This window comes from Campylobacter sputorum subsp. sputorum (assembly GCF_008245005.1).
GTDB classification, from domain to species: domain Bacteria; phylum Campylobacterota; class Campylobacteria; order Campylobacterales; family Campylobacteraceae; genus Campylobacter_F; species Campylobacter_F sputorum.
Map to the genome: position 1 here is coordinate 1379302 of NZ_CP043427.1, position 23820 is coordinate 1403121.

At 30.2% G+C, this 23820-nt stretch carries 24 protein-coding genes; 6 read left to right on the top strand and 18 right to left on the bottom strand.

Translation table 11 applies throughout. From position 1 onward, the window contains the following. Position 1: 1 nt before the first annotated feature. Positions 2–400 carry a Sec-independent protein translocase protein TatB gene (gene tatB / locus CSPT_RS07035; RefSeq protein ID WP_089182935.1) on the bottom strand — a complete coding sequence of 133 codons (399 nt, stop codon included), beginning with the start codon at positions 398–400 and terminating at the stop codon, positions 2–4. Positions 401–527: 127 nt separating this feature from the next. On the opposite strand from tatB, the gene CSPT_RS07040 reads away from it, so the two are divergent. Then, positions 528–1136, top strand: a complete 609-nt coding sequence (locus tag CSPT_RS07040; RefSeq protein WP_089182936.1) for a nitroreductase family protein — start codon at positions 528–530, stop codon at positions 1134–1136. Between the two features lie 10 nt (positions 1137–1146). Here CSPT_RS07040 and CSPT_RS07045 read toward each other — a convergent pair whose 3' ends face one another. The 4 genes from CSPT_RS07045 to CSPT_RS07060 all read right to left on the bottom strand — a co-directional run bounded on the left by CSPT_RS07045 (position 1147) and on the right by CSPT_RS07060 (position 5191). Continuing rightward, positions 1147–2475 (bottom strand): coproporphyrinogen III oxidase family protein, encoded by a 1329-nt coding sequence (locus CSPT_RS07045; protein WP_181892293.1) that lies wholly within the window; start codon positions 2473–2475, stop codon positions 1147–1149. Between the two features lie 109 nt (positions 2476–2584). Beyond that, a complete protein-coding gene (locus tag CSPT_RS07050; RefSeq protein ID WP_089182938.1) occupies positions 2585–3082 on the bottom strand; it encodes a YajQ family cyclic di-GMP-binding protein in 498 nt (165 codons plus the stop codon). A 1-nt stretch (position 3083) separates the two neighbouring features. Continuing rightward, entirely contained in the window at positions 3084–4010 is a 927-nt protein-coding gene (locus CSPT_RS07055) for a D-2-hydroxyacid dehydrogenase (RefSeq protein ID WP_089182939.1), read from the bottom strand. Between the two features lie 2 nt (positions 4011–4012). After that, positions 4013–5191, bottom strand: a complete 1179-nt coding sequence (locus tag CSPT_RS07060; protein WP_089182940.1) for a glutathionylspermidine synthase family protein — start codon at positions 5189–5191, stop codon at positions 4013–4015. A 241-nt stretch (positions 5192–5432) separates the two neighbouring features. On the opposite strand from CSPT_RS07060, the gene CSPT_RS07065 reads away from it, so the two are divergent. The 3 genes from CSPT_RS07065 to CSPT_RS07075 all read left to right on the top strand — a co-directional run bounded on the left by CSPT_RS07065 (position 5433) and on the right by CSPT_RS07075 (position 8967). Next, the gene (locus CSPT_RS07065) at positions 5433–6845 is read left to right on the top strand and encodes an alanine/glycine:cation symporter family protein (RefSeq protein WP_089182941.1); all 1413 of its coding nucleotides are present in this window, start codon (positions 5433–5435) and stop codon (positions 6843–6845) included. A gap of 141 nt (positions 6846–6986) precedes the next feature. Beyond that, positions 6987–8201, top strand: a complete 1215-nt coding sequence (locus CSPT_RS07070; RefSeq protein WP_089182942.1) for a saccharopine dehydrogenase family protein — start codon at positions 6987–6989, stop codon at positions 8199–8201. A 94-nt stretch (positions 8202–8295) separates the two neighbouring features. Next, positions 8296–8967: a hypothetical protein gene (locus tag CSPT_RS07075; RefSeq protein WP_089182943.1), complete on the top strand. Its 672-nt coding sequence runs from the start codon at positions 8296–8298 to the stop codon at positions 8965–8967. Positions 8968–8989: 22 nt separating this feature from the next. On the opposite strand, the gene CSPT_RS07080 is transcribed toward CSPT_RS07075, so the two are convergent. From CSPT_RS07080 to tupB, 4 genes are read right to left on the bottom strand one after another with little or no spacing between them, the layout of a single operon-like run. Further along, entirely contained in the window at positions 8990–9445 is a 456-nt protein-coding gene (locus tag CSPT_RS07080; protein WP_089182944.1) for a hypothetical protein, read from the bottom strand. Positions 9446–9456: 11 nt separating this feature from the next. Then, positions 9457–10278 (bottom strand): bifunctional hydroxymethylpyrimidine kinase/phosphomethylpyrimidine kinase, encoded by an 822-nt coding sequence (gene thiD, locus CSPT_RS07085; RefSeq protein WP_181892281.1) that lies wholly within the window; start codon positions 10276–10278, stop codon positions 9457–9459. Positions 10279–10287: 9 nt separating this feature from the next. After that, complete coding sequence (gene tupC, locus CSPT_RS07090; RefSeq protein ID WP_089182946.1) at positions 10288–11220, bottom strand: tungstate ABC transporter ATP-binding protein TupC; 933 nt, start codon at positions 11218–11220, stop codon at positions 10288–10290. Continuing rightward, positions 11217–11909 carry a tungstate ABC transporter permease TupB gene (gene tupB / locus CSPT_RS07095; RefSeq protein WP_089182947.1) on the bottom strand — a complete coding sequence of 231 codons (693 nt, stop codon included), beginning with the start codon at positions 11907–11909 and terminating at the stop codon, positions 11217–11219. The genes tupC and tupB overlap by 4 nt, the downstream gene beginning before the upstream one ends. 117 nt (positions 11910–12026) lie before the next feature. Between tupB and tupA the strand changes: the two genes are divergently transcribed. After that, positions 12027–12854 (top strand): tungstate ABC transporter substrate-binding protein TupA, encoded by an 828-nt coding sequence (gene tupA, locus CSPT_RS07100; protein WP_089182948.1) that lies wholly within the window; start codon positions 12027–12029, stop codon positions 12852–12854. Positions 12855–12862: 8 nt separating this feature from the next. Further along, entirely contained in the window at positions 12863–13489 is a 627-nt protein-coding gene (locus CSPT_RS07105; protein ID WP_089182949.1) for an IMPACT family protein, read from the top strand. Here the strand turns inward: CSPT_RS07105 and serC are convergent. Genes serC through fliF form a run of 9 tightly spaced genes read right to left on the bottom strand, consistent with a single transcriptional unit; the run spans position 13473 to position 23813 of the window. Further along, positions 13473–14543 carry a phosphoserine transaminase gene (serC, locus tag CSPT_RS07110; RefSeq protein WP_170228716.1) on the bottom strand — a complete coding sequence of 357 codons (1071 nt, stop codon included), beginning with the start codon at positions 14541–14543 and terminating at the stop codon, positions 13473–13475. The two genes, CSPT_RS07105 and serC, sit on opposite strands and share 17 nt — an antisense overlap. A 16-nt stretch (positions 14544–14559) precedes the next feature. Further along, the gene (gene xseA, locus CSPT_RS07115) at positions 14560–15726 is read right to left on the bottom strand and encodes an exodeoxyribonuclease VII large subunit (protein ID WP_089182950.1); all 1167 of its coding nucleotides are present in this window, start codon (positions 15724–15726) and stop codon (positions 14560–14562) included. A 1-nt stretch (position 15727) separates the two neighbouring features. Next, a complete protein-coding gene (gene ubiE, locus CSPT_RS07120) occupies positions 15728–16444 on the bottom strand; it encodes a bifunctional demethylmenaquinone methyltransferase/2-methoxy-6-polyprenyl-1,4-benzoquinol methylase UbiE (protein WP_089182951.1) in 717 nt (238 codons plus the stop codon). A gap of 9 nt (positions 16445–16453) precedes the next feature. Beyond that, positions 16454–17869, bottom strand: coding sequence for a CYTH and CHAD domain-containing protein (locus CSPT_RS07125; protein WP_089182952.1), 1416 nt, complete (start codon positions 17867–17869; stop codon positions 16454–16456). A 58-nt stretch (positions 17870–17927) separates the two neighbouring features. Continuing rightward, the gene (locus CSPT_RS07130) at positions 17928–18338 is read right to left on the bottom strand and encodes a Fur family transcriptional regulator (RefSeq protein WP_089182953.1); all 411 of its coding nucleotides are present in this window, start codon (positions 18336–18338) and stop codon (positions 17928–17930) included. Positions 18339–18392: 54 nt separating this feature from the next. After that, positions 18393–20234: a 1-deoxy-D-xylulose-5-phosphate synthase gene (dxs, locus tag CSPT_RS07135; RefSeq protein ID WP_089182954.1), complete on the bottom strand. Its 1842-nt coding sequence runs from the start codon at positions 20232–20234 to the stop codon at positions 18393–18395. A 2-nt stretch (positions 20235–20236) separates the two neighbouring features. Further along, positions 20237–21067, bottom strand: coding sequence for a flagellar assembly protein FliH (fliH, locus tag CSPT_RS07140; RefSeq protein ID WP_089182955.1), 831 nt, complete (start codon positions 21065–21067; stop codon positions 20237–20239). Further along, positions 21064–22092 carry a flagellar motor switch protein FliG gene (gene fliG / locus CSPT_RS07145; protein ID WP_089182956.1) on the bottom strand — a complete coding sequence of 343 codons (1029 nt, stop codon included), beginning with the start codon at positions 22090–22092 and terminating at the stop codon, positions 21064–21066. Before fliG ends, fliH begins: the two co-directional genes overlap by 4 nt. Beyond that, the gene (gene fliF / locus CSPT_RS07150) at positions 22092–23813 is read right to left on the bottom strand and encodes a flagellar basal-body MS-ring/collar protein FliF (protein ID WP_089182957.1); all 1722 of its coding nucleotides are present in this window, start codon (positions 23811–23813) and stop codon (positions 22092–22094) included. The genes fliG and fliF overlap by 1 nt, the downstream gene beginning before the upstream one ends. Between the last annotated feature and the right edge of the window lie 7 nt (positions 23814–23820).

A 23820-nucleotide genomic window follows, 5' to 3' on the forward strand; every position in this document is an offset into this window, starting at 1 on the left:
CTTAATCCTCTTTTTTATCTTGTGATTTTAAATTTGTCGTATTTTCTTGTAAATTTGATAAATTTGCAACATTTTCATTTACTATATTTTTAGCACTATTAAATTCATCAGATATATCTTTTACGCCGTTTTTCAACTCTTCAAGCTCTTCAAATGTAAGTTTTTTTCTAACTTTGTTTTTTGCGTCATTTAAGCTGTCTTTATATTTTTGTGCATCAGCTTTTAACTCAGCTATCTTAATCTCTTGATCAAAACTAGCTTTTGCATCATTTATACTCTTTTTAAAAAATTTTAAAAATTTAGCTATCTCTACCATTGCTTTTGGTAACTTATCTGGTCCTAAAACCAAAACGGCAATCAAAGCTATAACTAAAATTTCAGAAAAACTCATTCCAAGCATATAACTTTCCTAAATAGATAATGTTGTTTATTTTACATAAAATTTGCTCAATTTAGTATAAAACGGCTTCTTTTTATTGTTTTATTTATGATAAAATTACAAAAACAATAATAAAAAAGGATATTAAATGACTATAGATGAAATCATTCAACAAAGATATTCTTGTAGAGTTTTTGAAAAAAGAAAAATAGACGATAAGCTAATAAACGAAATTTTAGATCTTACAAGACTATCTCCAAGCTCTCTTGGTTTAGAGCCGTGGCATTTTATGGTAGTTAGCAAACAAGATGATATACTTGAGCTAGGAAAAATCGCAAAAGATCAAGAGCATGTGAAAAATTCCTCCCATATCATTGCAATAGTTTCAAGAAACGATATTAAGCAAAAAGATGAGTATTTGCAAAATATAATAGCTAGAAAACAGCAAGATAAAGAAAAATTTAAAAAAGTTTTGGATATTTTTGGACAAAGATTTCATACTATGAGCAAAGAAGAGATAAATCATTACTCAGCACTTCAATGCTATTTAGCTTGTGCAAATTTAGTAAATATCGCTTATTCTAAAGGCGTTCAAAGTTGCATTATAGGCGGATTTGATGTCAAAAAAGCAAATGAGTTTTTTAAATTTAACGATACTTTTAACACTGTTTTATTAATTGCCCTTGGATACGGTAGCCCAACAAGCGATAAACCAAAACTAAGAAAAAATCTAAACGAAGTTGTAACTTGGATTTAAAAATGTCGCATTAAACATTTGCGACATTTTGTATAGGAGCGTCAGCTTGTTCCATTATCCTTAGAGTTTTTACATTTTTTATTTTATTGTTATCTTTAAAAGTTGCTCTAACTTTATCCATACCGGTATAAAATTCTTTCATTAAAACCAAACATAAGTAACTTCCAAATTCTGTAACATAAATCATTCCATCTTTTTCATATATAGCATTTACAAGTTTTAAAAGAAATAACTCCATAAAAAGCTCTTTTGTTAAGAAAGTATCGTTTGCTTTGTTAAATTTACTTATATTTATACTTCCATCAAACAGCTCTGTTAAAAACAGATATCTTATCTTATCTTTTTTATTAAAACTGCATTTTGCTATAACCGGCTGAGTATTTGAGTTTATAAAATTACCATAATCATTTAAATCAAAAGCATTTATCAAAAGTTCTCCGTTTAAAAAACTAAAAGCACCGCTGCCAATACCCACATACTCGTGGTTTGAACCAACATATTCATCATTCATATCATATTTTTGTTTTGAAAACGCCCATGCATTGCTTTTGTGCAAATCTTTAAATTCCTCACAAATAATCTTATAAAACTTATACTCATTATCTTCATTGCTAACACCAAGTGTTTTTGCGATGGAATCTCTAGTAAGGGGCGATTTCATAAGTGGATAAAATGTAAATTGCTCTGGATTTATGCTTTTTACAATCCTTATATCTTCTCTTAAAATTTCCTCAGTTTGAAAAGGTAAATTAAATATCAAATCTATGCTAAGAATCGGCAAAATTCCAACTGCCTTATTTAGCTTTTCAATCAAAACATCTTTTGAGCCAAATTTTTCATATCTTGCGACTTTTTTTAATATTTCATTATCAAAACTCTGCACTCCAACACTAAGTCTATCTATGATACCTACAAATTTTTGCAAACTTTGTGGCGAAATATGGCTTGGATCGCTCTCGCAAGAAACTGTTTTTATGTTAAAAAGTTGTTTAGCCATTTCAAGAGTTTTTAAAAGCTCATCTTCATTTATAAGAGTAGTTCCGCCACCAACATACAAAGAGCTAAAATCAAAACCTTTATCTTTTATAGTTTGCATCTCTTTTCTTAAATTTATAAAATACTTTTTTGATACTTCTTCATCATAGCGATATTTGTGAAAAGAGCAATATGGACAAAATGTGTGACAAAATGGCACATGCATATAAAGCATATAATTAATATTTTCTTTTGGAGTCTTTTGTAAAGGTTTGTCTAGCATATCGATATTTAGCCCATTATAAAGTGCTTTTTGCATTTTATTGTGAGCATAATTTATAGCAAACTCTTTACCTATATTCATAAATCCCATTCTTTACCTTCTAAATTTTTAAAATAATTTTAGATGTATTTTAATATTTTATTATAAATTTAAACTAAAATACATCTTTAATAAGAGTATAAAACTAAAGCTATTTAAGATTTTTAAAACTTATAGGAAGTTCTAAATTTAGCGAGCGAATCAATCTTATACACTCTTGCAAATCATCTATAGATTTCCCAACAACGCGTATTTCATCGCCCCTTATAGATGAATTTACTTTAAGTTTAGAATCTTTTATAACTTTTGTGATTTTTTTAGCATTTTCTTGATCTATAGTATCATTTATAGACATAACTAAACGAACATTTGAACCACTTGCACTCTCTTTTTTACCATCTTTTAATGCACTTGATGGTATATCTCTTTTTATGAGTTTTGATATCAAAATATCTTTAAGAGCGTCTATTTTATTGTCACTTGATGTTAAAAGAGTTATGGTTTTATCTTTTTCATTTAAATTTATCTCAGCTACAACTCCCTTAAAATCATACCTAGAAGCAATCTCTTTTTTAGATATCTCTATAGCATTTTTAACTTCCATCATATCAACACTAGCACTCACATCAAAACTATGTTCGCTTGCCATTTTATGCCTTTAAAAAATCTTGTATATTTTTATAAACTAAATCCATAAGTTTTACTCTAGCATCATAAGTAGCCCAAGCTATGTGCGGAGTTATCACAAATCTATCTCTATTTTTTACTTTTATAAATGGATTATCTGCACTCATCGGCTCTTTTTCTAATACATCTAGTGCTGCATAAATTTCTCTTTCATCTAGTATTTTAGATAAAGCTGTTTCATTTACGATACCGCCTCTTCCAAAATTCATTATAATAGCACCATCTTTTAACTTTTCTAACTCATTTGTATCTATTAAATTTTTGGTTTTATCATTTAATGCACAATGTATAGAAACTATATCGCAAGTTTTTAAAAGTGCGTCTAAACTAACACTAGGAAACTCAGTAGAGTTGTTTTTGCCGCTAGTTGAATAATACACAACATCGCAACCAAAAGCTTTTGCAATCCTAGCAACTTGCAAACCAATAGTTCCAAGACCTATAACACCAAATCTTTTTGGATTGATCTCATAAATATTTTTAGAAACATTTGTAAAAATCGGACTTTTTATCCATTCGCCTGATTTTACCCAATCATCATAATATCTCATTTTATTTGTTAGATAAAAAAGCGAAGCAAATACTTGCTGAACGACTGCATTTGTAGAGTATCCTGCTACATTTTTTACAGCTATGCCTTTAGTTTTTGCATACTCCATATCAATATTGTTTGTTCCGGTTGCAGTAACACAAATAAGTTTTAAGTTAGTATTATCCATTATATATTTATCGATAATAACTTTATTTGTCAAAACAATATCAGCATCTTTTAATCTTTCTAGCCTTTGGCTATCAGATGTTATGCCATATGTAACAAATTCACCAAAATCATTAAATTTACTCAAGTCAATATCACCAAGAGTATCAGCGTCTAAACATACTATCTTCATCTTTACTCCTTTATAAAATGTCCTACAAATTTTGAGTAATTATCTATGATATTACCACCTCTTCTAAAACCAAGCCCACACCCCTCATAAGCGAAAAACAGACCGGCTTGATAGTTTTGATCTTTTTCATCTTTATTTAACTCATAAAATTCTTGATAAATTTTGTTTTGATTAGCATAATCCCCATCTTTACTTTCTATAACTTTAGCATTTTCATCTAAAATGCTTATATTTGCACCCTCTCTGCCTAAAAATGGCTTTGCTACTTGTTTTTTGTTTAGTGGCTCAAAAGATGTTTCAAGTAAAAGTGGATGATTAGGATACAAATCCCACAAAATCTTCATCATAGCCTTACTTTGAAAAAGTAAAGTATAAGCAGGATTTAAAATGATAGCTTTTTGATTTTTTATAATATTTTTTAGTATGAGTGCAAGTTCTCCTTCATTTATCGCTATTTCTTCCCAAGGAATTAATTTAAACCAATACTCAAACCCCTCATCTCCTAAAAATATGCCTTCTTCATCGCTAAATCCAACCTCATCAACATAAGCAAATTTAGTATGAAATCCAGCCTCATCGGCCATATTTTGTAGCAACTTCACGGTCTGTTCATCTTCATTGCTTCCAGCAATTGAGCTAAAAAGTATTTTCCATCCATCATAATATTTGCTAAATTCGCTCGTATCATCACTAAGAGTTATTAATCTTTTAAAATTCTCTTTTATAGCCTCGTAAATGTCGTTAAACTGCTCCATTTCATTCATACTATTATATTTTAACATTGCCCATTGAATAATAGTAGTTTCAAAAAGTGAAGTTGGAGTATCTGCGTTAAATTCGAGTAGTTTTATTGGCTTTCCATCAAGTCCCCCAGCAAAGTCAAATCTACCATATAAATGCCAATGAACATCATTACTCCAGCTATCTTTTATGATGTCTATAAGATTAAATGGAATTCCTAACTCATGAAAAAGATTATTTTCTATGACATATTCTGCACCGGCTACAAACATATCATAAAGCTCATTTGCAGCTTCATAGTAAGCATTTGCTTCACTCTGGCTAACTCCAACAATCTCATCACTTATATATGGTGTGTTATCTGGGTCTGTATGCCAAGTAAAATTTGAATCTTCTAAAAACTTTTTAGTAAGTGGTTTTATTTTTTGTAAGCTTAACATCTTATCCTCATTACTTAATGATATTTATTATATTAAATTAGCCCTTAAAAATTGATAATCAAAATACAATAATATTATAAAATTAGATTTTAAACTCATGGTAATTTAGATATATTTATAATTATAGCTTTTTATAAAATTAAATATTTATAAATTTGAAACTATAAATACTATATAAAATAAAATGTTTATTATAATTTTATTAAAATTATGTTTTAAAATATAGTTATTAAGGGGACTTATGATTGAAATTCTTAAATTGGTTGTAGATACAATAAATGCATATATATGGACTATACTTGTATATGTCTTGCTTGGAGCGGGAATTTATTTTACACTAAAAACTAAATTTGTTCAATTTCGACATTTTAAAGAAAGTATGATTAGAATGAAAGTTGGCAAAAGGGCATCAGATGATGCTATTAGCCCATTTCAAGCCTTTGCCACAGGACTAGCTAGTAGAGTTGGTACTGGAAATATAGCAGGCGTTGCCATAGCTTTAGTTATAGGCGGTCCTGGGGCTATTTTTTGGATGTGGATAACCGCATTAATCGGAATGAGTTCCGCATTTATAGAATCAAGCCTAGGTCAGCTTTACAAAGTTCAAAATAAAGATGGTAGTTACCGCGGTGGACCGGCATATTACATAACAATTGGGCTTGGACAAAAATGGCTTGGTATTGTATTTGCACTAAGTTTAATCTTGGCATTTGGCTTTGTTTTCAATGCAGTTCAATCAAATACAATGGTTGCAGCTACACATAAAGCATGGGGATGGAATGCGCAGTATGTTGGCATAGGATTAGTTTTGATAGTTGCACCTATCATATTTGGTGGAATAAAAAGAGTTGCCAAAGTTGCAGAGAAAATCGTTCCCATAATGGCTATTTTATATCTTTTAGCAGTTATTTATATGATTATAACAAATATAACTATGGTTCCAAAAGTTATCTATCTTATAGTATCAGAAGCATTTAATTTTAAAGCTGCTGGCGGAGGAGCTATTGGCGTATTTACGGTTTCTATGATGCAAGGAATTAAAAGAGGTCTTTTTTCAAATGAAGCTGGTATGGGCTCTGTTCCAAATGCCGCAGCAGCAAGCGATGCTTATCATCCTGCAAATCAAGGGTTAATACAAATGCTTGGAGTATTTGTAGATACTATAATAATTTGTTCATGCACCGCATTTATCATACTTCTAAGTGGTGTTTATGGAACAACAGACGCAACAGGAGCGGAGCTTACACAAATGGCGTTAGAAGCTGGGATAGGAAGTTATGGTTCTTCTTTTTTAGCCATTATAATACTTCTATTTTGTTTTTCATCAATTGTCGGAAATTATGCGTATGCTGAAAGCAATGTTCAATTCATAAAAAATAATAAATTTATAATGATATCATTTAGAATATTGGTTTTAGCTATGGTTTATTTTGGCTCTATACAAGAACTACCGCTAGTATGGAATATGGCTGATGCTTCTATGGGAATTATGGCATTTACGAACTTAATTAGTATTTTGCTTCTCTCTCCTGCTGCATTTTTGCTTTTAAAAGACTTTGAAGAGCAGGTAAAAGCTGGTAAGAATCCGGAATTTGATATAAATAAATATCCAAATTTAAAAGAAAAAATAAAAACTGGAATTTGGGAAAAATAAATTTAGTTTTATGGTGCATTATTTGCACCATTTTTGTCCAAATTTAAAAGAAAAAATAATAAATTTTTATTAATGTCTTAAAAAGTTTCCAAGCTTTAATATAAATTTGTTAAAATGCTTTTTAAATTTAAAGGAGTTAAAATGTCAAATTTACTAATAATCGGAGCTGGTGGAGTTAGCAGAGTTGCAACCATAAAAGCTGCGATGAATAAAGAAACTTTTACTAAAATCACCCTAGCAAGTAGAACAAAAAGCAAGTGCGATGAGATAGCTAAATTTATAAAAGAGCGTTTAGGAGTTATGATAGATACAGCTGCGATTGACGCTGATGATACAAACGCTGTTGTAGAACTCATAAAAAAAACAGGTGCCGAAATTTTGCTAAATGTAGCACTTCCATATCAAGATTTAACACTAATGGATGCGTGTATAAAAGCTAAAATTCACTATATAGATACAGCAAACTACGAGCATCCTGATGAGGCTAAATTTGAGTACAAATTACAATGGGCAAAAGATGATGAGTTTAAAAAAGCTGGCATTATGGGATTACTTGGAAGCGGTTTTGATCCAGGGGTAACAAATGTTTTTTGTGCTTATGCATCACAATACCTTTTTGATGAAATCAACTACATTGATATCTTAGACTGCAACGCAGGAGACCATGGATACGCATTTGCAACAAACTTTAATCCAGAGATAAATTTACGCGAAGTTTCAGCAAATGGACGCTACTGGCAAAAAGAAAAAGGCTGGGTTGAGACAAAACCTATGGAGATAATGTTTAAATGGGATTATCCTAAAGTTGGCGTGAAAGATAGTTATTTACTTTATCACGAAGAGCTAGAAAGCCTTAGCAAAAACATAAAAGGACTTAAACAAATCCGCTTTTTTATGACATTTGGGCAAAGTTATTTAACGCATATGAAATGCCTTGAAAATGTAGGAATGCTTAGAATTGACGAAGTTGAGCACAATGGCATGAAAATAGTTCCGATTCAGTTTTTAAAGACACTTTTACCAGATCCTGCAAGCCTAGGAGCAAGAACAAAAGGTAAAACTAACATAGGCTGCGTAATTCGTGGTATAAAAGATGGCAAAGAAAGACAAGTTTATATCTATAATGTCTGCGACCACCAAGAGTGTTACGCTGAAACTGGAGCTCAAGGAGTTAGTTATACAACAGGAGTTCCTGCTATGATAGGAGCTAAAATGATAGCTACAAAAAAATGGAGCGGTAAAGGTGTGTTTAATATGGAAGAATTTGATGCAAAACCATTTATGGATGAGCTAATGATACAAGGCTTACCTTGGGAAATGATAGAGATGAAGCCTGGCGAAAGATATGAGGTTTAAATTAGGCGGAATACGCCTAATTATTATGAAAATTTACATTTGAAATATATAAAATAAAACTGCAATATAATTTTAATATATTTAAGGAAAACAAATGATAGTAGTAAAAAAAGATTTTGTGCCAGAATATACAAAATCATATCACTATGGCAAAAAATTAACTTCAGGGAAAGCATACTATTTAAAAGATGATAATGGAAATACATATTATGCAAGTAAATATTACGTAGATAAATATTTAAATGTGGATTTATCTAAAATACCAGATCTTACAACATCTTTAATATCTATGACTGCAAATGAAAATTCTATAAATAAAACTCACACTGGAAATAGAAATAAATTTAACCATGATAAATCAAATGCTATTACATATATAATTCTTAGGCAAGAAAAACTTATTGAATATAACCTATCTTATGAACCACTCAAAAAATATTATGATAAATATATAAGAGATGGCAATCTTGATGATAAAGATATAAATCACATAATAAACATAGAAAAAAGAGCTAAACAAAGAAACAGCAAACTGTCCTTATATAATCTAAGAACATGTTATGCTTATGAGTTTATATTAAAACGAACGCTAAACTATTTAGAGCAAAATCAAAAGACAAATGGAGTTAAATTTATTACTAGCTTAATATCTTATTTAAGAAAAAATTACACATTAAGCGAAAATCAAATTAAAGGATTAGAAAATTGGTTGGATTATTTACCAAAAGATTTAAAAGAGTCAAAATTAATGAATTTTCAAAATTAATTAGAAAAGTTTTAAAAAATATTCATACAAACTCTCTAAATTTATCTCTTAAAATTTTCTCAATCTCATAAAATGATTTTTCATATATGTTTGGTAAAGTCGCTTCTTTGTCATTATAAAACCTTAAAAAGCTAAATTTATCCTCTATCTTATAATTTTTATTAAAAACAAAATTTAAAACCTGTATATTTTTATTTTTTTCTATTGTTTTTATGCCTATTTTTTCTATATCTTTGAAGTTAAATTTCTGCTCTTTTTTGCCATTTTTTATAAAAAATCCATCTTCATCAACTCTCAAAAAATTATTACTAAACAGCATTTTCTTGGCACAAAAAAATACACCAACTAAACCAACTAAAAACACAAATAAGCCTATGTTTCCATACTCCAATATAAAAACCACTAAACCAACAACACTAAGAACAATATTCATAAAAAGTGCATTGCGAACTTTTTTCTTATCTTCTTTTATTATCAAACTTGTATCCTTTATAAATTTTCAACTTTTATTTCAGTGTTTTTTTGTCCATTTTTAACATAAGCAAAGTGATTTGTGGGCCCATGTCCACTACCTAAATGCAAATCATTTTTTATAGCTTCATACACAAAAGCTTTTGCTCTAATGGCACTTTTTAGCATATTCAAACCATCAGCCAAACTCGCAGTTATAGCAGCTGAGTAAGTACAACCAGTTCCATGGGTATTTTTTGTATCTATTCTTGGCGATGTTAATTTATAAATTTTATCTTCATCTATTAAGATATCAAAAGCATCATTGCTACTTAAATGACCGCCTTTCATCAACACACTTTTAACGCCAATTTTTTGGATATTTAATCCAGCTTTTATCATATCTTTTTCATCTGTTATTTTAAAATTTGAAATAATTTCAGCCTCAGGGATATTTGGCGTGATTAGCTCACAAATCGGTATAAGCTTAGAAATCAAAGCACTTATAGCATAGTCTTTTAAAAGCTTCGCTCCACCTTTTGCCACCATTACACAATCACAAACAAGCGGGATATTTTGATTTTTTAAATTCTCATAAACTAAATTTATAATATTACTATCAAAAAGCATTCCAGTTTTTATGGCATTTGGCCTTAAATCCGATAAAACAGCTTTTAGCTGCTCTTCTATACTTTGCAAACTTACCTCATAAATATGACTTACTCCAAGTGTATTTTGTGCCGTAATTGCCGTTATAACACTCGTTCCAAAAACTCCAAGTTCCTCAAAAGTTTTTAAATCAGCTTGAATACCAGCACCACCGCCACTATCAGATCCTGCGATACTTAATGCTATTTTCATCATTTTCCTTTATTCTAGTGCCAAAAAGCCACTTTTATCTATATAAAAATTAATTTTATCACCAACTTTTAAATTTGGAAAGTCTTGTATTTTTACAACCGTTTTTAAAAGATAATCTCCAAATTTTATCTTTATTAAAAATCTTTTATTGCTTATAACAGAAAGCGAGTGCAAAAAACCTTCATAAGACAAATTATCCTTAGTTATGATTATTTTAGCAGGATTTAGTGCGACTTTTGATGCATTTTTAAAATCATCTGGTAAAGTTATATTTAAATTTGAACCAAAATTTATAAGAGAATTTTCGCAATTAAAAATATTTTTAAGCTCAAATTTACTAACACTTCCTTTATACAAAAACACATTTTCATCGCAAATTTCACTAAGCCATTTTTCATCGTGACTTGCTATTACAAATCCACATCCATAATCTTTATTTAATGTTTTTATAGATTTTGCAAAAAGCTTAGAAGACATAAGATCTATGCTGTTTGTCGGTTCATCTAAAAGCATAAATTTACGCCTTGTAGCGATAAGAATCGCAAAAGCAAGTCTTGTTGTCTGTCCGCTGCTTAACTCATAATGTTTTTTGTTTAAAAAGCTAGAATCAAGTCCAACCATACTAAGAGCCATAGAAATTCTCTCATCATAGCTATCTTTGATGTCATCATAAGCTTTTAGTGCAAAAATGAAATTTTGTTTTACGCTTCTTTTTAAAAGCATCGGCTCTGGCAAAAGAATGGATATATCTTTTTTATCAAGGTTACTTTTTATTTCGCCACTAACTGGATTTTCTATGTGCGAAAGTATGCGTAAAAGTGTGCTTTTGCCACTTCCATTTGAACCAAGAAGTCCGGTAATATTGCTTTCATTTATATTTAAATTTGAAATATTTAAAACTTTTTGATTTTTATAAATTTGAGTTATATTTTTTAGTATCATTTATCAAATCTTTTAAAAGCATGTATGGCTAAATTTACACCAAAAGCCATAGCGATAAGCACCATACTAAGAGCTATTCCCATAGCAAACTCGCCTTTATTTGTCTCTAGTGAAACTGCTGTTGTTATGGTTCTTGTAAACCATTTAATGTTTCCACCAACCATCATAGCTACACCAACTTCAGCTACTATTCTGCCATAAGCAGTAGCAACTACAACCATCAAAGAGTATCTAAGTTCGTAAAGCACGGTTAAAACTTGCTTAAAAGAACTTAATTGATAACTTTTTATGGTTAATAGATGCTTTTTATCCATATTTTCTACAACACTTGCAGTTAGCGAAATGATAATTGGTAAAGATAAGAAAATTTGCCCCAAAATTACAGCTTTTAGTGTAAATAAAAGACCCATAAAACCAAAAGGACCTCTACTTGATATAAAAGCATATAAGATAAGCCCGATAGCAACTGTTGGCATAGCTAGAGCTGTATCACTAAGAAGTTTTAAAGTTTTAGCACCTTTAAATTTGTAAAATCCCAAACAAAAGCCTATTGGCATACCTATAAGCAATGAAAAAACTATAGAGATACTAGAAGTTATAAGAGTTGCATTTATGGCCGAATATGTCTCTTCGTTTCCACTATAAAGCAAAACAAAAGCCTGCACGATACCATCTAATATAAAACCCAAAATACTGCCTTAATTTTTATTTTAAGTTTAACAAAAATATGCTTAAAATACATATTTGTTGTCTATGCATTTATAAGCAAATGATACAATTTTAAAAATTTTATTAAAAGGATGTATATGAAAAGTAAAATTTTAACATTTGGTATCGCTATGCTTATGGCTGGTTCGCTCTATGCAAAAGATAATAATCTAGTTATGGCAACCACAACAAGCACAGATGACACAGGTTTGCTAGATGCTTTGTATCCTATCTATAAAGCAAAAACAGGTGTTGATTTAAAATGGACAGCAGTTGGCACAGGAAAAGCTCTTGAAATGGGTAAAAACTGCGATGTTGATGTGCTTTTTGTTCATTCGCCAAAATTAGAAAAAGAGTTTGTAAAAGATGGCTATGGTGTTGATAGAAAACCGGTTATGTATAATGATTATGTGCTAATAGGCGATAAATCTTTAGTAGATAAATTTAAAGGCAAAAGCTTAAAAGAGGTTTTTGAAATTATACAAAAAGATAAAATTCCTTTTTATAGCAGAGGCGATAAGAGCGGAACACACAATAAAGAGCTAGATATATGGAAAAAATCTATATCAAATGTCCCAGAAAAAGAGTCTTGGTATAAACAAACCGGTCAAGGTATGCTCGCAACTATAAATATAGCAGCAGAACAAAAGGGTGTAACATTAACAGATCGTGGAACTTTCATAAAATACGAAGCACAACATAAAGGAAATCCACCACTTGTACTTCTAAACGAAGGCGATAATAATCTTAAAAATTTCTACTCAGTTATAAATGTAAATCCGGAAAAATGTCCTAAAGCCGACGAGGAAAATGCAAAAGAATTTGCAAATTGGATAACAAGCGATGAGGGACAAAAATTTATAAATGACTTTAAACTTATGGATAAACAGCTATTTACAGCTGATGCAAAAGATAGAAAAGAGTAAAATCGTATTTGCAATCCATAAATGAAATTTTCACAGCAAAGCAGGAGATAAAAAAATCCACTTTTATCTCCTATCTATGCCCGTTTGATGAATTTAAAACACTCCATGAAAAACTAAAATTAGAACATCCAAAAGCCGTTCATATAGTTTGGGCATATAGACATTATAATGAATTTTTTCAAATCGTAGAAAATCAAAGTGATGATGGTGAGCCAAAAGGAACAAGTGGCCCACCTAGCCTAAATGCTTTGCGTGGAGCAAATTTAATAAACTGCGGTGTTTTTGTAGTAAGATATTTTGGCGGTATAAAGCTTGGAACTGGCGGTTTAGTAAGAGCATATTCAACAAGTGTAAATTTGGCTATAAATGGTGCAAATTTGATACCTTTTGAGATAAAAGATGATTGTATATTTTTCATACCATTTATTCTAACACGCAAATTTGAGTATTTTTTTGAGAAAGAAAATTTACAAATTACAAACAAAACTTTCAACCAAAACGGCTGTGTAGTGGAGTGCAAGCTCACACAAAACGCATTTGCAAGCTTGCTTGAATTTAGCACAAATTTAGAAAATCAAGGTTTTAACTTTCTAGCTCTGCCACTTTTTGCAAAAGATTTTATCCGTTTTTCCTAGCAAACTCATCCATAAATGAAACTAGAGCTTTTACATCTTCTAAACTAACAGCATTATATATAGACGCTCTTATGCCGCCTAAACTCCTATGACCTTTTAAGCCTATCATATTTTCTTTTTGAGACATCTCTACAAATCTTTTTTCTAACTCTTCACTTTTTAGATTAAATGTAACATTCATTAAAGATCTAGAATTTTTTCTTGCAAAAGGCTTGTAAAAATCGCTATTTGCGTCTATAAATTCATACAATACACTTGCTTTTTTAACATTATACTCATTTATTTTTGCCAAACCGCCCTGTTTTTTAATCCACTTTGTAACAAGATCAAACATATAAATTCCAAATGTATTTGGCGTATTGTAAAGTGAATTATTTTTAATATGAGTTAAGTAGCGAAGCATAGTTGGAACACTAGATTTTACGCGATCTGCTAAATCTTTTCTAATTATAACAAGAGTTACGCCAGATGGTCCTGCATTTTTTTGAGCTCCTCCAAAAAAAAGCCCGATATTGCTAAAATCAACATCCCTGCTTAAAAGATCGCTTGAACTATCCACAACTAGCGGACACTTTGTCTTTGGAAGTTCTTGGTATTGTGTTCCATGAATTGTATTATTTGAGCAAATATACGCATAATCAGCATTGTCGCTAAAACTAAATTTTGGAATATAGTTAAATTTAGCATCCTCGCTAGTTGCTACAACTTCGCAGTTTATGCCTTGAATTTGTGCTTCTTTTATAGCTTTACTAGTCCAAGTGCCAGTATCTACATACTGGGCAACACCGCCATTATATAAATTCATAGGAACTTGTGCAAACTGCAAACTACCACCACCTTGTAAAAATAACACAGCAAAATCATCACTTATATTATAAAGCTCTTTTACATTTGATATGGCTGAGTCTAAAACTTGCTCAAATGTTTTGCTTCTATGGCTAAGTTCCATTATAGAACTGCCACATCCATTAAAATCGCTAAATTCATTTTTCGCATATTCTAAAACTTCTAAGGGAATACAACTTGGTCCTGCATTAAAATTTAAAGCCCTCATAATCAATCCTCCAAATTTAATTTATTATTTTTGCATCTTTTGAGAAATTTTGCGAATAAATAGTTATAATGTCATCTTTTTTAAGTTCTTCTAAAGACATAAGTTCGCCGTTTTTTCGTATTTCTACTAAATTTTTTGTTTTAGCAAAAAAATTCTCTTTTTCTTTAAAAATATTTTGTAAATTTTCAATCTTATTTAATGAATTAGAAATATTCATATTTATAAAATTTTTCAGCTTAAATTTAATATGTTCTAAATTTTGATTATATATAGATAGTTTTTGTTTTAAATTTGAGTTTAAAAATAAGCTTTTTTTTAGATTAAGTAGCGAAATGGCATTTTGCAATTTATAATTTATAAGATTTTCTAACACATCCTCTTTTTTATCAAGTAGTTGCATAATTTCATCAATACTTGGAAGCAGATCCATCATAGCAGCACTTGGCGTTGGACTTCTATGATCGCTTACAAAATCGCTTATGCTAAAATCAATCTCATGTCCGATAGCACTTATAATAGGTGTTTTTAGTGCATAAATACACCTTGCTAAGCCCTCATCATTAAAACACCAAAGATCCTCTCTACTCCCACCACCTCTTGCAATTATAAGAGTATCATATCCTATACTATCAGCTTTCATGAGAGCTTTTATGAGATCATTTGGTGCATTTTCGCCCTGAGTTAAAGAATCAAATACGCTTATTTTTACGAATTGCCATCTACTTTTTGCAATTTTTAGCATATCTTGAAGTGCAGCACTTGTTTTTGATGTTATTATCGCTATTTTCTTTGGATATTTTGGAAGTGGTTTTTTATGAGAAATATCAAATAAACCCTCTTTTTCTAGTTTATCTTTTAGCTGTTTAAAAGCAAGTTCTAACTCACCCTCGCCGCTTGGACGCATAGATTTTAAATTTATTTGATATGTGCCGCTTGGCGAAAACAGCGTAATCTTACCACTAGCTACAATTTTTATACCCTCAATTGGAGTAAATTTTACTTTTACATTATCAAATTTAAACATCGTTGCAGAAATGCTGGCTTTTTCGTCTTTTAGAGTAAAATACCAATGACCTGATGAGTGTCTTGTTAGTCTTGAAATTTCGCCCTCAACTTCTATAGATGAAAAGTTGGTTTCAAGAAGCGATTTTGCCTGCTCGTTTAACTCGCTAACGCTAAGCATTTTATATATCTTTTATCTTTTTAGCAACAAAAAGAGTGCAAACATCAAAACTATACCCTTTTGTAAGCTCTAACTCAAAACCAGCCTCACTAAGCTCATCTTTGAAGCTCTCTTTATCTAAAAAATTGCTGATTGAATTTGGAAGATACTCATATGCTTTTTTATTTTTAGATATCATTCCACCAAGCGTAGGCAAAATATTTGCTATATAAAAATCTCTAAAAAATGGTATCAAACCACCATGTTTTCTTTTAGTAAATTCCAAAACTACAAGATAGCCGCCACTTTTTAAAACTCTATTAAACTCGCTTAAAGCTTCTTTTCTTTGAACTACATTTCTTATACCATAACTTATGCTTAAAATATCTCCAAAATTTGAATCAAGTGTAGTATCATCGGCTTTTGCTGTTATAAATTTATAATTTGGAAATTTATTTTTTGCTACATTAAGCATTCCAACACTTGGATCAATGCCAATCATATCGTTTATTTTAATACCAAATTTCTTAGAAATATCTTCCCAGATACCCATCATATCGCCAGTTCCACAAGCAACATCTATGATATTTATATCTTTTTTATCTATTTTTTTTAACACTATCTTACACGCATTTTTACGCCAACTTGTATCTATACCAAAACTTATGACTCTATTTGCTTTATCATAAGTTGGTGCTATTTCATTAAACATTTCAACGATTTCTTTTTGCTTTTCCATTAACTTTCTTTATGTGTAAATTTTAATTATCTTTGAACTTTTTAAAAATCTTTTTCTAAGTTTGTCTTTTTTTCTAAGTATTTCATCTCTTAAATTTATAATATCTTTTTTAAATTTAGATTTTAACTCAGATAAATCGTTATTATCGTGATTTTCTAATTCGTCTATCATCGATAACCAAACATCTCTATCTTGAAGATTTCCAAAAAGCTCTTGTGCTTCTTTTGATTTTAAAATACAATTTAATAACTTCTCATCCTTATAAAAACTCTTATACATATCAGCTAAATATCTGAATTTCTTAAATTCTATTCTAATTTTATGAAAATACGAATTTTTGCAATCGCTATTAAGATTAAATAGTCTTTTTTGCAACTTCACCATTTGAATTCTAAGAGCTTTTGATACAAGTTTTTTTAGTTTTTTATCGTGATTTATACCTTTATAAAAATCACTATTTTCTCTTAGCAGCATACTCCACTCTTCAAATAAAATTTCACTATCTTCTAAAATTTGTTTAAACTGGGTAATTTGCCTATTTTTACTATTTCTCAAAATGGCCTTATGGGTCTCATATTCATCTGAATTATCTATAAAATTTAAAAAAACATCGATATCTCTAATCTTATTTGTAGAATTTGCTAGTTTTTTAAACTCATCGCAAAAATGCTTAGTAATATCTTGATCAAAAACAGAGCCTATAAGCTTTAAAAGTGATCTACTTTTTCTTAAATTTACTCTAAATTGATGCATTGATTCATCATTAAATGTTTTTAAATAATCATTTTTATAATGCTGTATCAATTTAAAAAGATAATAAAAACTAACTCTTACACCATCCATTGCATTAATACTGTCTGGAAAAACTAAATTTTGAAGAAGTGGGCTTACTTTATCTAAAATATCCATACTTTTTTCTACATCAAAACCAGCATCAGGATTTCCAAAAAGAGCTAAATTTTTATTTTTATACTCATCTTCATAAGTAATCTCTTTTAAAATATGTTTTTGTAAAAAATTTGGAATTTTAAAATTATTAGCGTCATCTATAGTAAGAAACTCTATTTCCAAAACAATAAGCCCTGATAAATCGCCACTATAAATGTCTATATTGCAAGGTAAATTATTTATTTTAAAAAGATATCTATCTTTACTAATAAGGCTTCCAAGCATAAGCTCTTTTGCTCGTTTAAACTCTTTTTTGGTTATTTCATGTTCGTTTTCAACTCTTGAAATACCTTTGCCTTTTTTGTATGTAAAAAAGTAACTCTTAGAGCTTTTTCGATATCTTCTTTCATCAAATTTAGTTATTTGCGTGTAGAATTGCTCAACTTTTAAAAGTTGAAAATTTATATCATCAAGCGTAAACTCATCTAAAATAATTTCGCTATCTATAAGAAATTTACGCTCTATTTCTAGAACCACAGCACTATCCTTGCAAAATTTTGATTAATTTTAGCAAAATAGTGCTTAAAATATCAAATCAAGAACAATGTTTGCAAGTTTTTACACTAGCTACTACATTAAACTTTTCTACAAAATTTGAAAGCTTTTGCTCCAAATTTTTTTGAAAATTTTCCATTGATCCATCTTCAAAAATCATATCTTCAACATGACCGCAATTTTCACAAACTATATGAATATGCGGATATTCATAGATATCATATTTTGTTTTTTGATTTGGCATATTAACCTCAACTACCAAGCCTTTATCCATAAGTGTTGCTAAATTTTTATAAACAGTTGCCAAAGATATAGATGGATAATAGTTTTTAATGCTTTCATAAAGCTCATCTATATTTGGGTGTTTATGCTCACTTAAAACACTCAAAACACAAAGTCTTTGTGGTGTTGCCTTTAAATCAAATTTTTTCAATAATGAAATGTGATCCATAGCATCTCCTTAAATTTTTTGAAATTATTATATATTATTTTATTTAAAAGAAGTTTATATTAGTTGATATTTTTTTTCTTTTAGAATTTTTGTAGACAGTGACTCCACATCTATTTGCAATGATTTTTCCACTAAATTTGTATTGCCATGAGTTATAAATTTATCATCATACTCAAAACTAACTATACAGACATCTTTTATTTCATTTTCTTGTAAAAATGTTGCCAAAATTGAGCCGATACCTCCACTTTTTGCACTATCGCTAAAAATATACCAAATTTTATGATTTTGTGCTAAATTTACCAAAAGCTCTTTATCAAGAGGCTTTGCAAAAACAAGATCTACTAGCGTTGGTTTAAATTCGTTTTTTAAATTTTGTGCTACCTTGTAAGCTTTTCCAACACCATTACCATAGCCTATAAAAGCTACATTTGAATTTCCGTTGCATAAAATTTCGCCTTTGGCATACTGTATCTTTTTAGGCTCAAATTCATCTTGCAAAATAAAAGCTCCACGCGGATATCTAAACGCACAAACGCCTTTATGCTCATATGAATAATCAATAACAAATTTAAAGCTTTTTTCATCTCTTGGTGCAAAAATCGTTATATTTGGGATAGCATTTAGATAGCTTATATCAAAAGCACCTTGATGAGTTTCGCCATCTTCTCCGACAATTCCAGCTCTGTCTATTGCAAAAACAACATTTGTATTTAAAATAGCACAATCATGTATAATCTGATCATAAGCACGCTGCAAAAATGTAGAATATATCGTGATATATGGCTTAAAACCTTCTTTTGCCATAGCTGACATTGAAGTTACTGCGTGTTGCTCTGCTATGGCTACATCCCAAAATCTATCAGGAAATCTCTGTATCAAAGGCTCAAGCCCAGTTCCTGTTGGCATAGCAGCGGTAACTCCTACTACATTATCATGTTTTAAGGCAAGATCCATCAAATTTTCACTATAAATTTTTGTTGCATTTTTATTTGATTCTTTTTTTATAAACTCACCGCTTTGTATATCAAAAGGTCCGACACCATGCCAATTTTCATAATGCCCCTCGGCTTTTTCGTATCCTTTGCCTTTTAAAGTTTGAGCATGAACTATAACTGGCTTATTCATACTTTTAGCAACTTCTAGGGCAGAAATCAAATCTTTTAGATTATGTCCATCAACTGGTCCGATGTATTCAAGTCCAAGTTCTTCAAAAAACATACCAGGAGTTATAAGCCTAAAACCCTCTTCAAATTTCTTAGCCATATAAGCAGCACCTTGCGGCACATAGCTTAAAAGCTGATTTATGCGACCTTTAAATTTCTGATAAAACTGCCCTGCCATCATCTGAGAAAGATATTTACTAAGTGCTCCTATTGGCTTACTTATACTCATTTCGTTATCATTTAGTATAATAACACAGGGATATTTTCTATCTCCTAGCTCATTTAATGCCTCATAAGCCATGCCGCCACTTAAAGCACCATCTCCTATGAGTGCTATTGGGAGTTTAAATTCTTTTTTTAGTTTTATTGCTTTACAGACTCCAACAACTAAAGATATAGAAGTTGAACTATGACCTGCTATGAAATAGTCTTTATTACTTTCACTTGGTTTTGTGTAGCCGCTAATGCCGCCAAATTGTCTTAATGTTTCAAACTCACTCCAATTTCTAGTAAGAAGTTTATGTGTATAACTTTGATGACTTACATCAAAAATAAAAGGATTTATACTTGGATCAAAAACATAATGCATTGCCAAAGTAAGTTCTACAGCACCCAAATTTGAGCTTAGATGACCACCATTTTTACTAACTACTTCAACTATTTTTTTTCTTATATCAAATGCTAATTCTTCTAACTCTTCTGTGTTTAAATTTTTAAAATTTTCTATCATAACTAATCACCAATTATCTTTTTTACATTCATTAATCTATTTTGAAGCGTAGCATCTAAATTTCCAACATCGCTTAAAAGGACAACTCCGCCGGGACTAATCGCATCATCTGAAGTTATTTTTATCTTCGCATCTTCTTTGGCTAAATTTTGCATTAACTCAAAATCTTTTGGATTTACCTTTAACTCTATATGAGTAGCATCTTTTATATCTTTCATAAGAGCTTTTGCAAGATTTTGTGCGACTACAGATGAGTTTGCATTTACCTCTTTTTGTATAACTTCTTTTGCTATGTCAATAGCAGCTAAGCTTAGTTCATTTTCATTTGTAGTCAAAAAATTTTGTAAATTTTGACATTCGCTTTCAAGTTTTGAGATAGAACTTAGATATTTTGCATTAAGTTCATCAAATTTAATGTCAAATTCTGATTTTGCTTTTTCATAACCTTCTTTTTGTGCATCTTCTTTAGCCCTTGAAATTTCACTATCAAGTCTTTTTTCAAATTCTTTTTCTTGATTTTCTATTTGCATTTGAAGTTTTATAATATTTCCACTAAGCTCATCTGTTCTCTTCAAAAGCTCTTCTATAAAGCTACTATGAGCTTCTTCTAATGGGTTTTGTTTTGGCGTATTTTCTGTTTGAGAACTAACTTCTACAATCTCTTCATTTTGTATAGTTTTGCTCTCTATTGGGGCTATATTTTCACTATTTTCTTCTTTTTTGTTACTTGTTTTTTGCTCTTCTTCTAAATTTGATCCAATAACTTTAAATCTATATGATTCGATATTATGCGATGGTGCAACTGAATTTGAAATTACTGTATTTGATATCATTCTATCATCTCATCTTGTTCGCCTATTTGGAACACACCTTGAGAAGCTAAAACTTGAACTTGTTCTACAACTTTTCTTTGAGCTTCTTCAACATCTTTAAGTCTAACTGCACCTAAAAATCCCATCTCTTCAAGAAACGCTTCACTTGCTCTTTGACTCATATTTTGAAGGAATTTTTCTTTTAAAGCTTCACCAGAACCTTTAAGCCCTATCATTAAAATTTTCTTATCAACAACTTTTAAAATTTCTCTTATAGCATTTGCATTAAGATTTGTAATATCTTCAAATGTAAACATAAGATCTTTGATGGTTGAAGCAAGTTCTGTATCTGCTTGCTCAATCTTTTCAATAGTAGTTTTGCTTGCTTTTTGTCCAAGTCTATTTAATACCTCAGCAACAGCTCTTGGACCACCAACTTCAACTTTATAAGATGTAAGAGAGGCTAGTTTGCTTTCTAATACAGTTGAAACTCTTTTTATCACAGATGGGCTGATATCGCCTAAATTTGCCATTCTTAAAACCACCTCGCCTCTTAATTCATCATCAAAATAATTAAGCGTCTCAGCAGCACTTGTTACATCCATATGAGCCAAAATTAAAGCTATCGTTTGAGGATGTTCTTTTGTGATAAAATCAGCAATTTGCTGTGGTTTAATCTTTTCAAGATATGAAAATGATTTCGTTGATTCCATGCTTTTAGAAAGTTTATCAAGAATTTTTTGTGCTATTTCAGGACCAAAGGTTTTATAAAGTATCTCTTTTGCATACTCTATACCGCCTGTTTTCATATATTGATTTGATTGCATTAAAGCATAAAATTCCTCTAAAACAGCCGCAGCTATTTGCCTATCAATACTTTTAGAAGTTGCTATATATCTAGAAATTTCAGTTATAGTTTCTATTTCCATATGTGAAAAAATAAGAGCAGTTGGCTCCTCGCCAAGTTGAATTAATAAAATCGCTATTTTTTCAGCCATAGAAAGGTCATTATACAAAGCCTTTTGTTGTTCAGTGAGTTTTACCATCAAGTATCCTTACTTATAGAAGACATGATTTCCCCATCATTATTTACCAACTCTTGAAGCAATGTAGCAATCTCTTCGGATTTAGAGCTTACAATAGTTTGCATTTTCTCAAGAAGTATATCATATTTTAGCTCCTCTTCGTTAAGATTTCCATCTCTTAATCCAAGTTGTTCTTCAACTTTTTGTTTTGCAGCTTTAAACTTCTCTAAAGTATCTTCTGTGTCTTCTTGTATATCCATTAGACCCAAATCTTCTTTGGTAGGCTCATATTCTTCAATCTGTTCTTCAAGCATTTTTTCGGAAAATGGAACAATAATTTTTTTGTAAAAAATATAAAGAACTAAAGCAGCCAATAGATATTTTACAAGCGCAGTAAAAGGACTTAAGTATAACTCATAAAATCTAGCGATTGTATTTGCCGGCGTTTTAGTTGTAGTTGGCTCTTTAAACTGAAAATTACTAACTGTAACCTCATCTCCTCTTTCTTGATTATAACCAACTGCTTGTTTTACTATATTATTTATAGCAGTTAGTTCATTTTGAGGTAAAGAAACATATTCTATTTCTTTGGTTGGATTTCCATTTTCATCTTTTTTATACTCATATTTTCCATCAACAACAACAGCTACACTTACTCTTTTTATAGTGGCAAATTCTCCTAAAACTTTAGTAATTTTTTTAGAAATTTCATAATTTGTAGTAGCTGAACTCTTTGTATAAAGTTCTGTTTTTTGATTGTCTTCCAAACCTTCTACTGGACCTATATTACTAACTGCTCCTGGAACTCCTCCAACTTCTTTTGGTGCTTTTCCCTCTCTTTTTTCTTCTATATTTTGCTCACTTCTAGCAACTGAGTTTGGATCATAAACTTCACTTTGAGAATCTTCTCTAGCAAAATCAAAATCGATTGTAACTTTTGCTACGACTTTATTATCTCCACCAACTATGGGGGATAAAACATTTATTATTTTTCTCTCATAAGAACTTTCAAAATCTTTTTTATATTTTATTTGTTTAGAAATAAGTTCATCGTCTATTACCCCTTCTTCAATACCAAGAGGGGTTCCATCTTGATCTACAAGCTTAACATTTTCTGCATTTAAATTTGGAACCGAAGCTGCGATTAAATTTTTTATACCAGATATCTGTTTGCTGGTAAGTTTTGAATTTTGTCTTACATTTAAAAGCACAGAAGCTGATGGTTGAACTTGACGCTTAGTAAAAACACTATCTTTTGGCAAAGCTATATGAACAGTTGCTGCTTCTATGGGTGCTAAACCTTCAATAGTCCTTGCAAGTTCGCCTTCTAATGCCCTTTGATATTTTACTCTTTGCTCTTCATCTGTTGCACCAAATTGTTGTTTATCAAAAATTTCAAAACCAACCTTACTATCTTTTGGGATACCAAGACTAGCAATTGCTATTCTTTCTTGATAAACTTTATCATTAGGAACTAAAATAGTGCTTTCATTATGAAGTTTATATGGAACTTTGTCTGCATTTAACTGCTGAAGAATAAGTGCAGAATCACTTGGAGAAATATTTTCAAATAAAACACTATATCCATCATAAGTATTACTACTTTGAGATGATTTGTATATACTTAAAAATACCAAAAATCCTATAACTACAACGATAGAGCCTGCAGCTACTATTCTTTGTCTTAAAGTAAGATTTTGATATAATTTTCCAATCTGATTTACAATAGCTTTAAAATCCATATATACG

Coding starts and splice junctions, on each gene's coding strand:
- ubiE (WP_089182951.1), bottom strand. CDS start 16,444: ATGGAAAAGCAAAAAGAAATCGTTGAAATGTTTAATGAAATAGCACCA.
- fliF (WP_089182957.1), bottom strand. CDS start 23,813: ATGGATTTTAAAGCTATTGTAAATCAGATTGGAAAATTATATCAAAAT.
- CSPT_RS07055 (WP_089182939.1), bottom strand. CDS start 4,010: ATGAAGATAGTATGTTTAGACGCTGATACTCTTGGTGATATTGACTTG.
- CSPT_RS07070 (WP_089182942.1), top strand. CDS start 6,987: ATGTCAAATTTACTAATAATCGGAGCTGGTGGAGTTAGCAGAGTTGCA.
- tupC (WP_089182946.1), bottom strand. CDS start 11,220: ATGATACTAAAAAATATAACTCAAATTTATAAAAATCAAAAAGTTTTA.
- CSPT_RS07130 (WP_089182953.1), bottom strand. CDS start 18,338: ATGGATCACATTTCATTATTGAAAAAATTTGATTTAAAGGCAACACCA.
- CSPT_RS07065 (WP_089182941.1), top strand. CDS start 5,433: ATGATTGAAATTCTTAAATTGGTTGTAGATACAATAAATGCATATATA.
- fliH (WP_089182955.1), bottom strand. CDS start 21,067: ATGATATCAAATACAGTAATTTCAAATTCAGTTGCACCATCGCATAAT.
- CSPT_RS07040 (WP_089182936.1), top strand. CDS start 528: ATGACTATAGATGAAATCATTCAACAAAGATATTCTTGTAGAGTTTTT.
- dxs (WP_089182954.1), bottom strand. CDS start 20,234: ATGATAGAAAATTTTAAAAATTTAAACACAGAAGAGTTAGAAGAATTA.
- CSPT_RS07045 (WP_181892293.1), bottom strand. CDS start 2,475: ATGAATATAGGTAAAGAGTTTGCTATAAATTATGCTCACAATAAAATG.
- fliG (WP_089182956.1), bottom strand. CDS start 22,092: ATGGTAAAACTCACTGAACAACAAAAGGCTTTGTATAATGACCTTTCT.
- serC (WP_170228716.1), bottom strand. CDS start 14,543: ATGAGGGCTTTAAATTTTAATGCAGGACCAAGTTGTATTCCCTTAGAA.
- thiD (WP_181892281.1), bottom strand. CDS start 10,278: ATGAAAATAGCATTAAGTATCGCAGGATCTGATAGTGGCGGTGGTGCT.
- xseA (WP_089182950.1), bottom strand. CDS start 15,726: ATGCTTAGCGTTAGCGAGTTAAACGAGCAGGCAAAATCGCTTCTTGAA.
- tupA (WP_089182948.1), top strand. CDS start 12,027: ATGAAAAGTAAAATTTTAACATTTGGTATCGCTATGCTTATGGCTGGT.
- tatB (WP_089182935.1), bottom strand. CDS start 400: ATGCTTGGAATGAGTTTTTCTGAAATTTTAGTTATAGCTTTGATTGCC.
- CSPT_RS07060 (WP_089182940.1), bottom strand. CDS start 5,191: ATGTTAAGCTTACAAAAAATAAAACCACTTACTAAAAAGTTTTTAGAA.
- CSPT_RS07075 (WP_089182943.1), top strand. CDS start 8,296: ATGATAGTAGTAAAAAAAGATTTTGTGCCAGAATATACAAAATCATAT.
- CSPT_RS07050 (WP_089182938.1), bottom strand. CDS start 3,082: ATGGCAAGCGAACATAGTTTTGATGTGAGTGCTAGTGTTGATATGATG.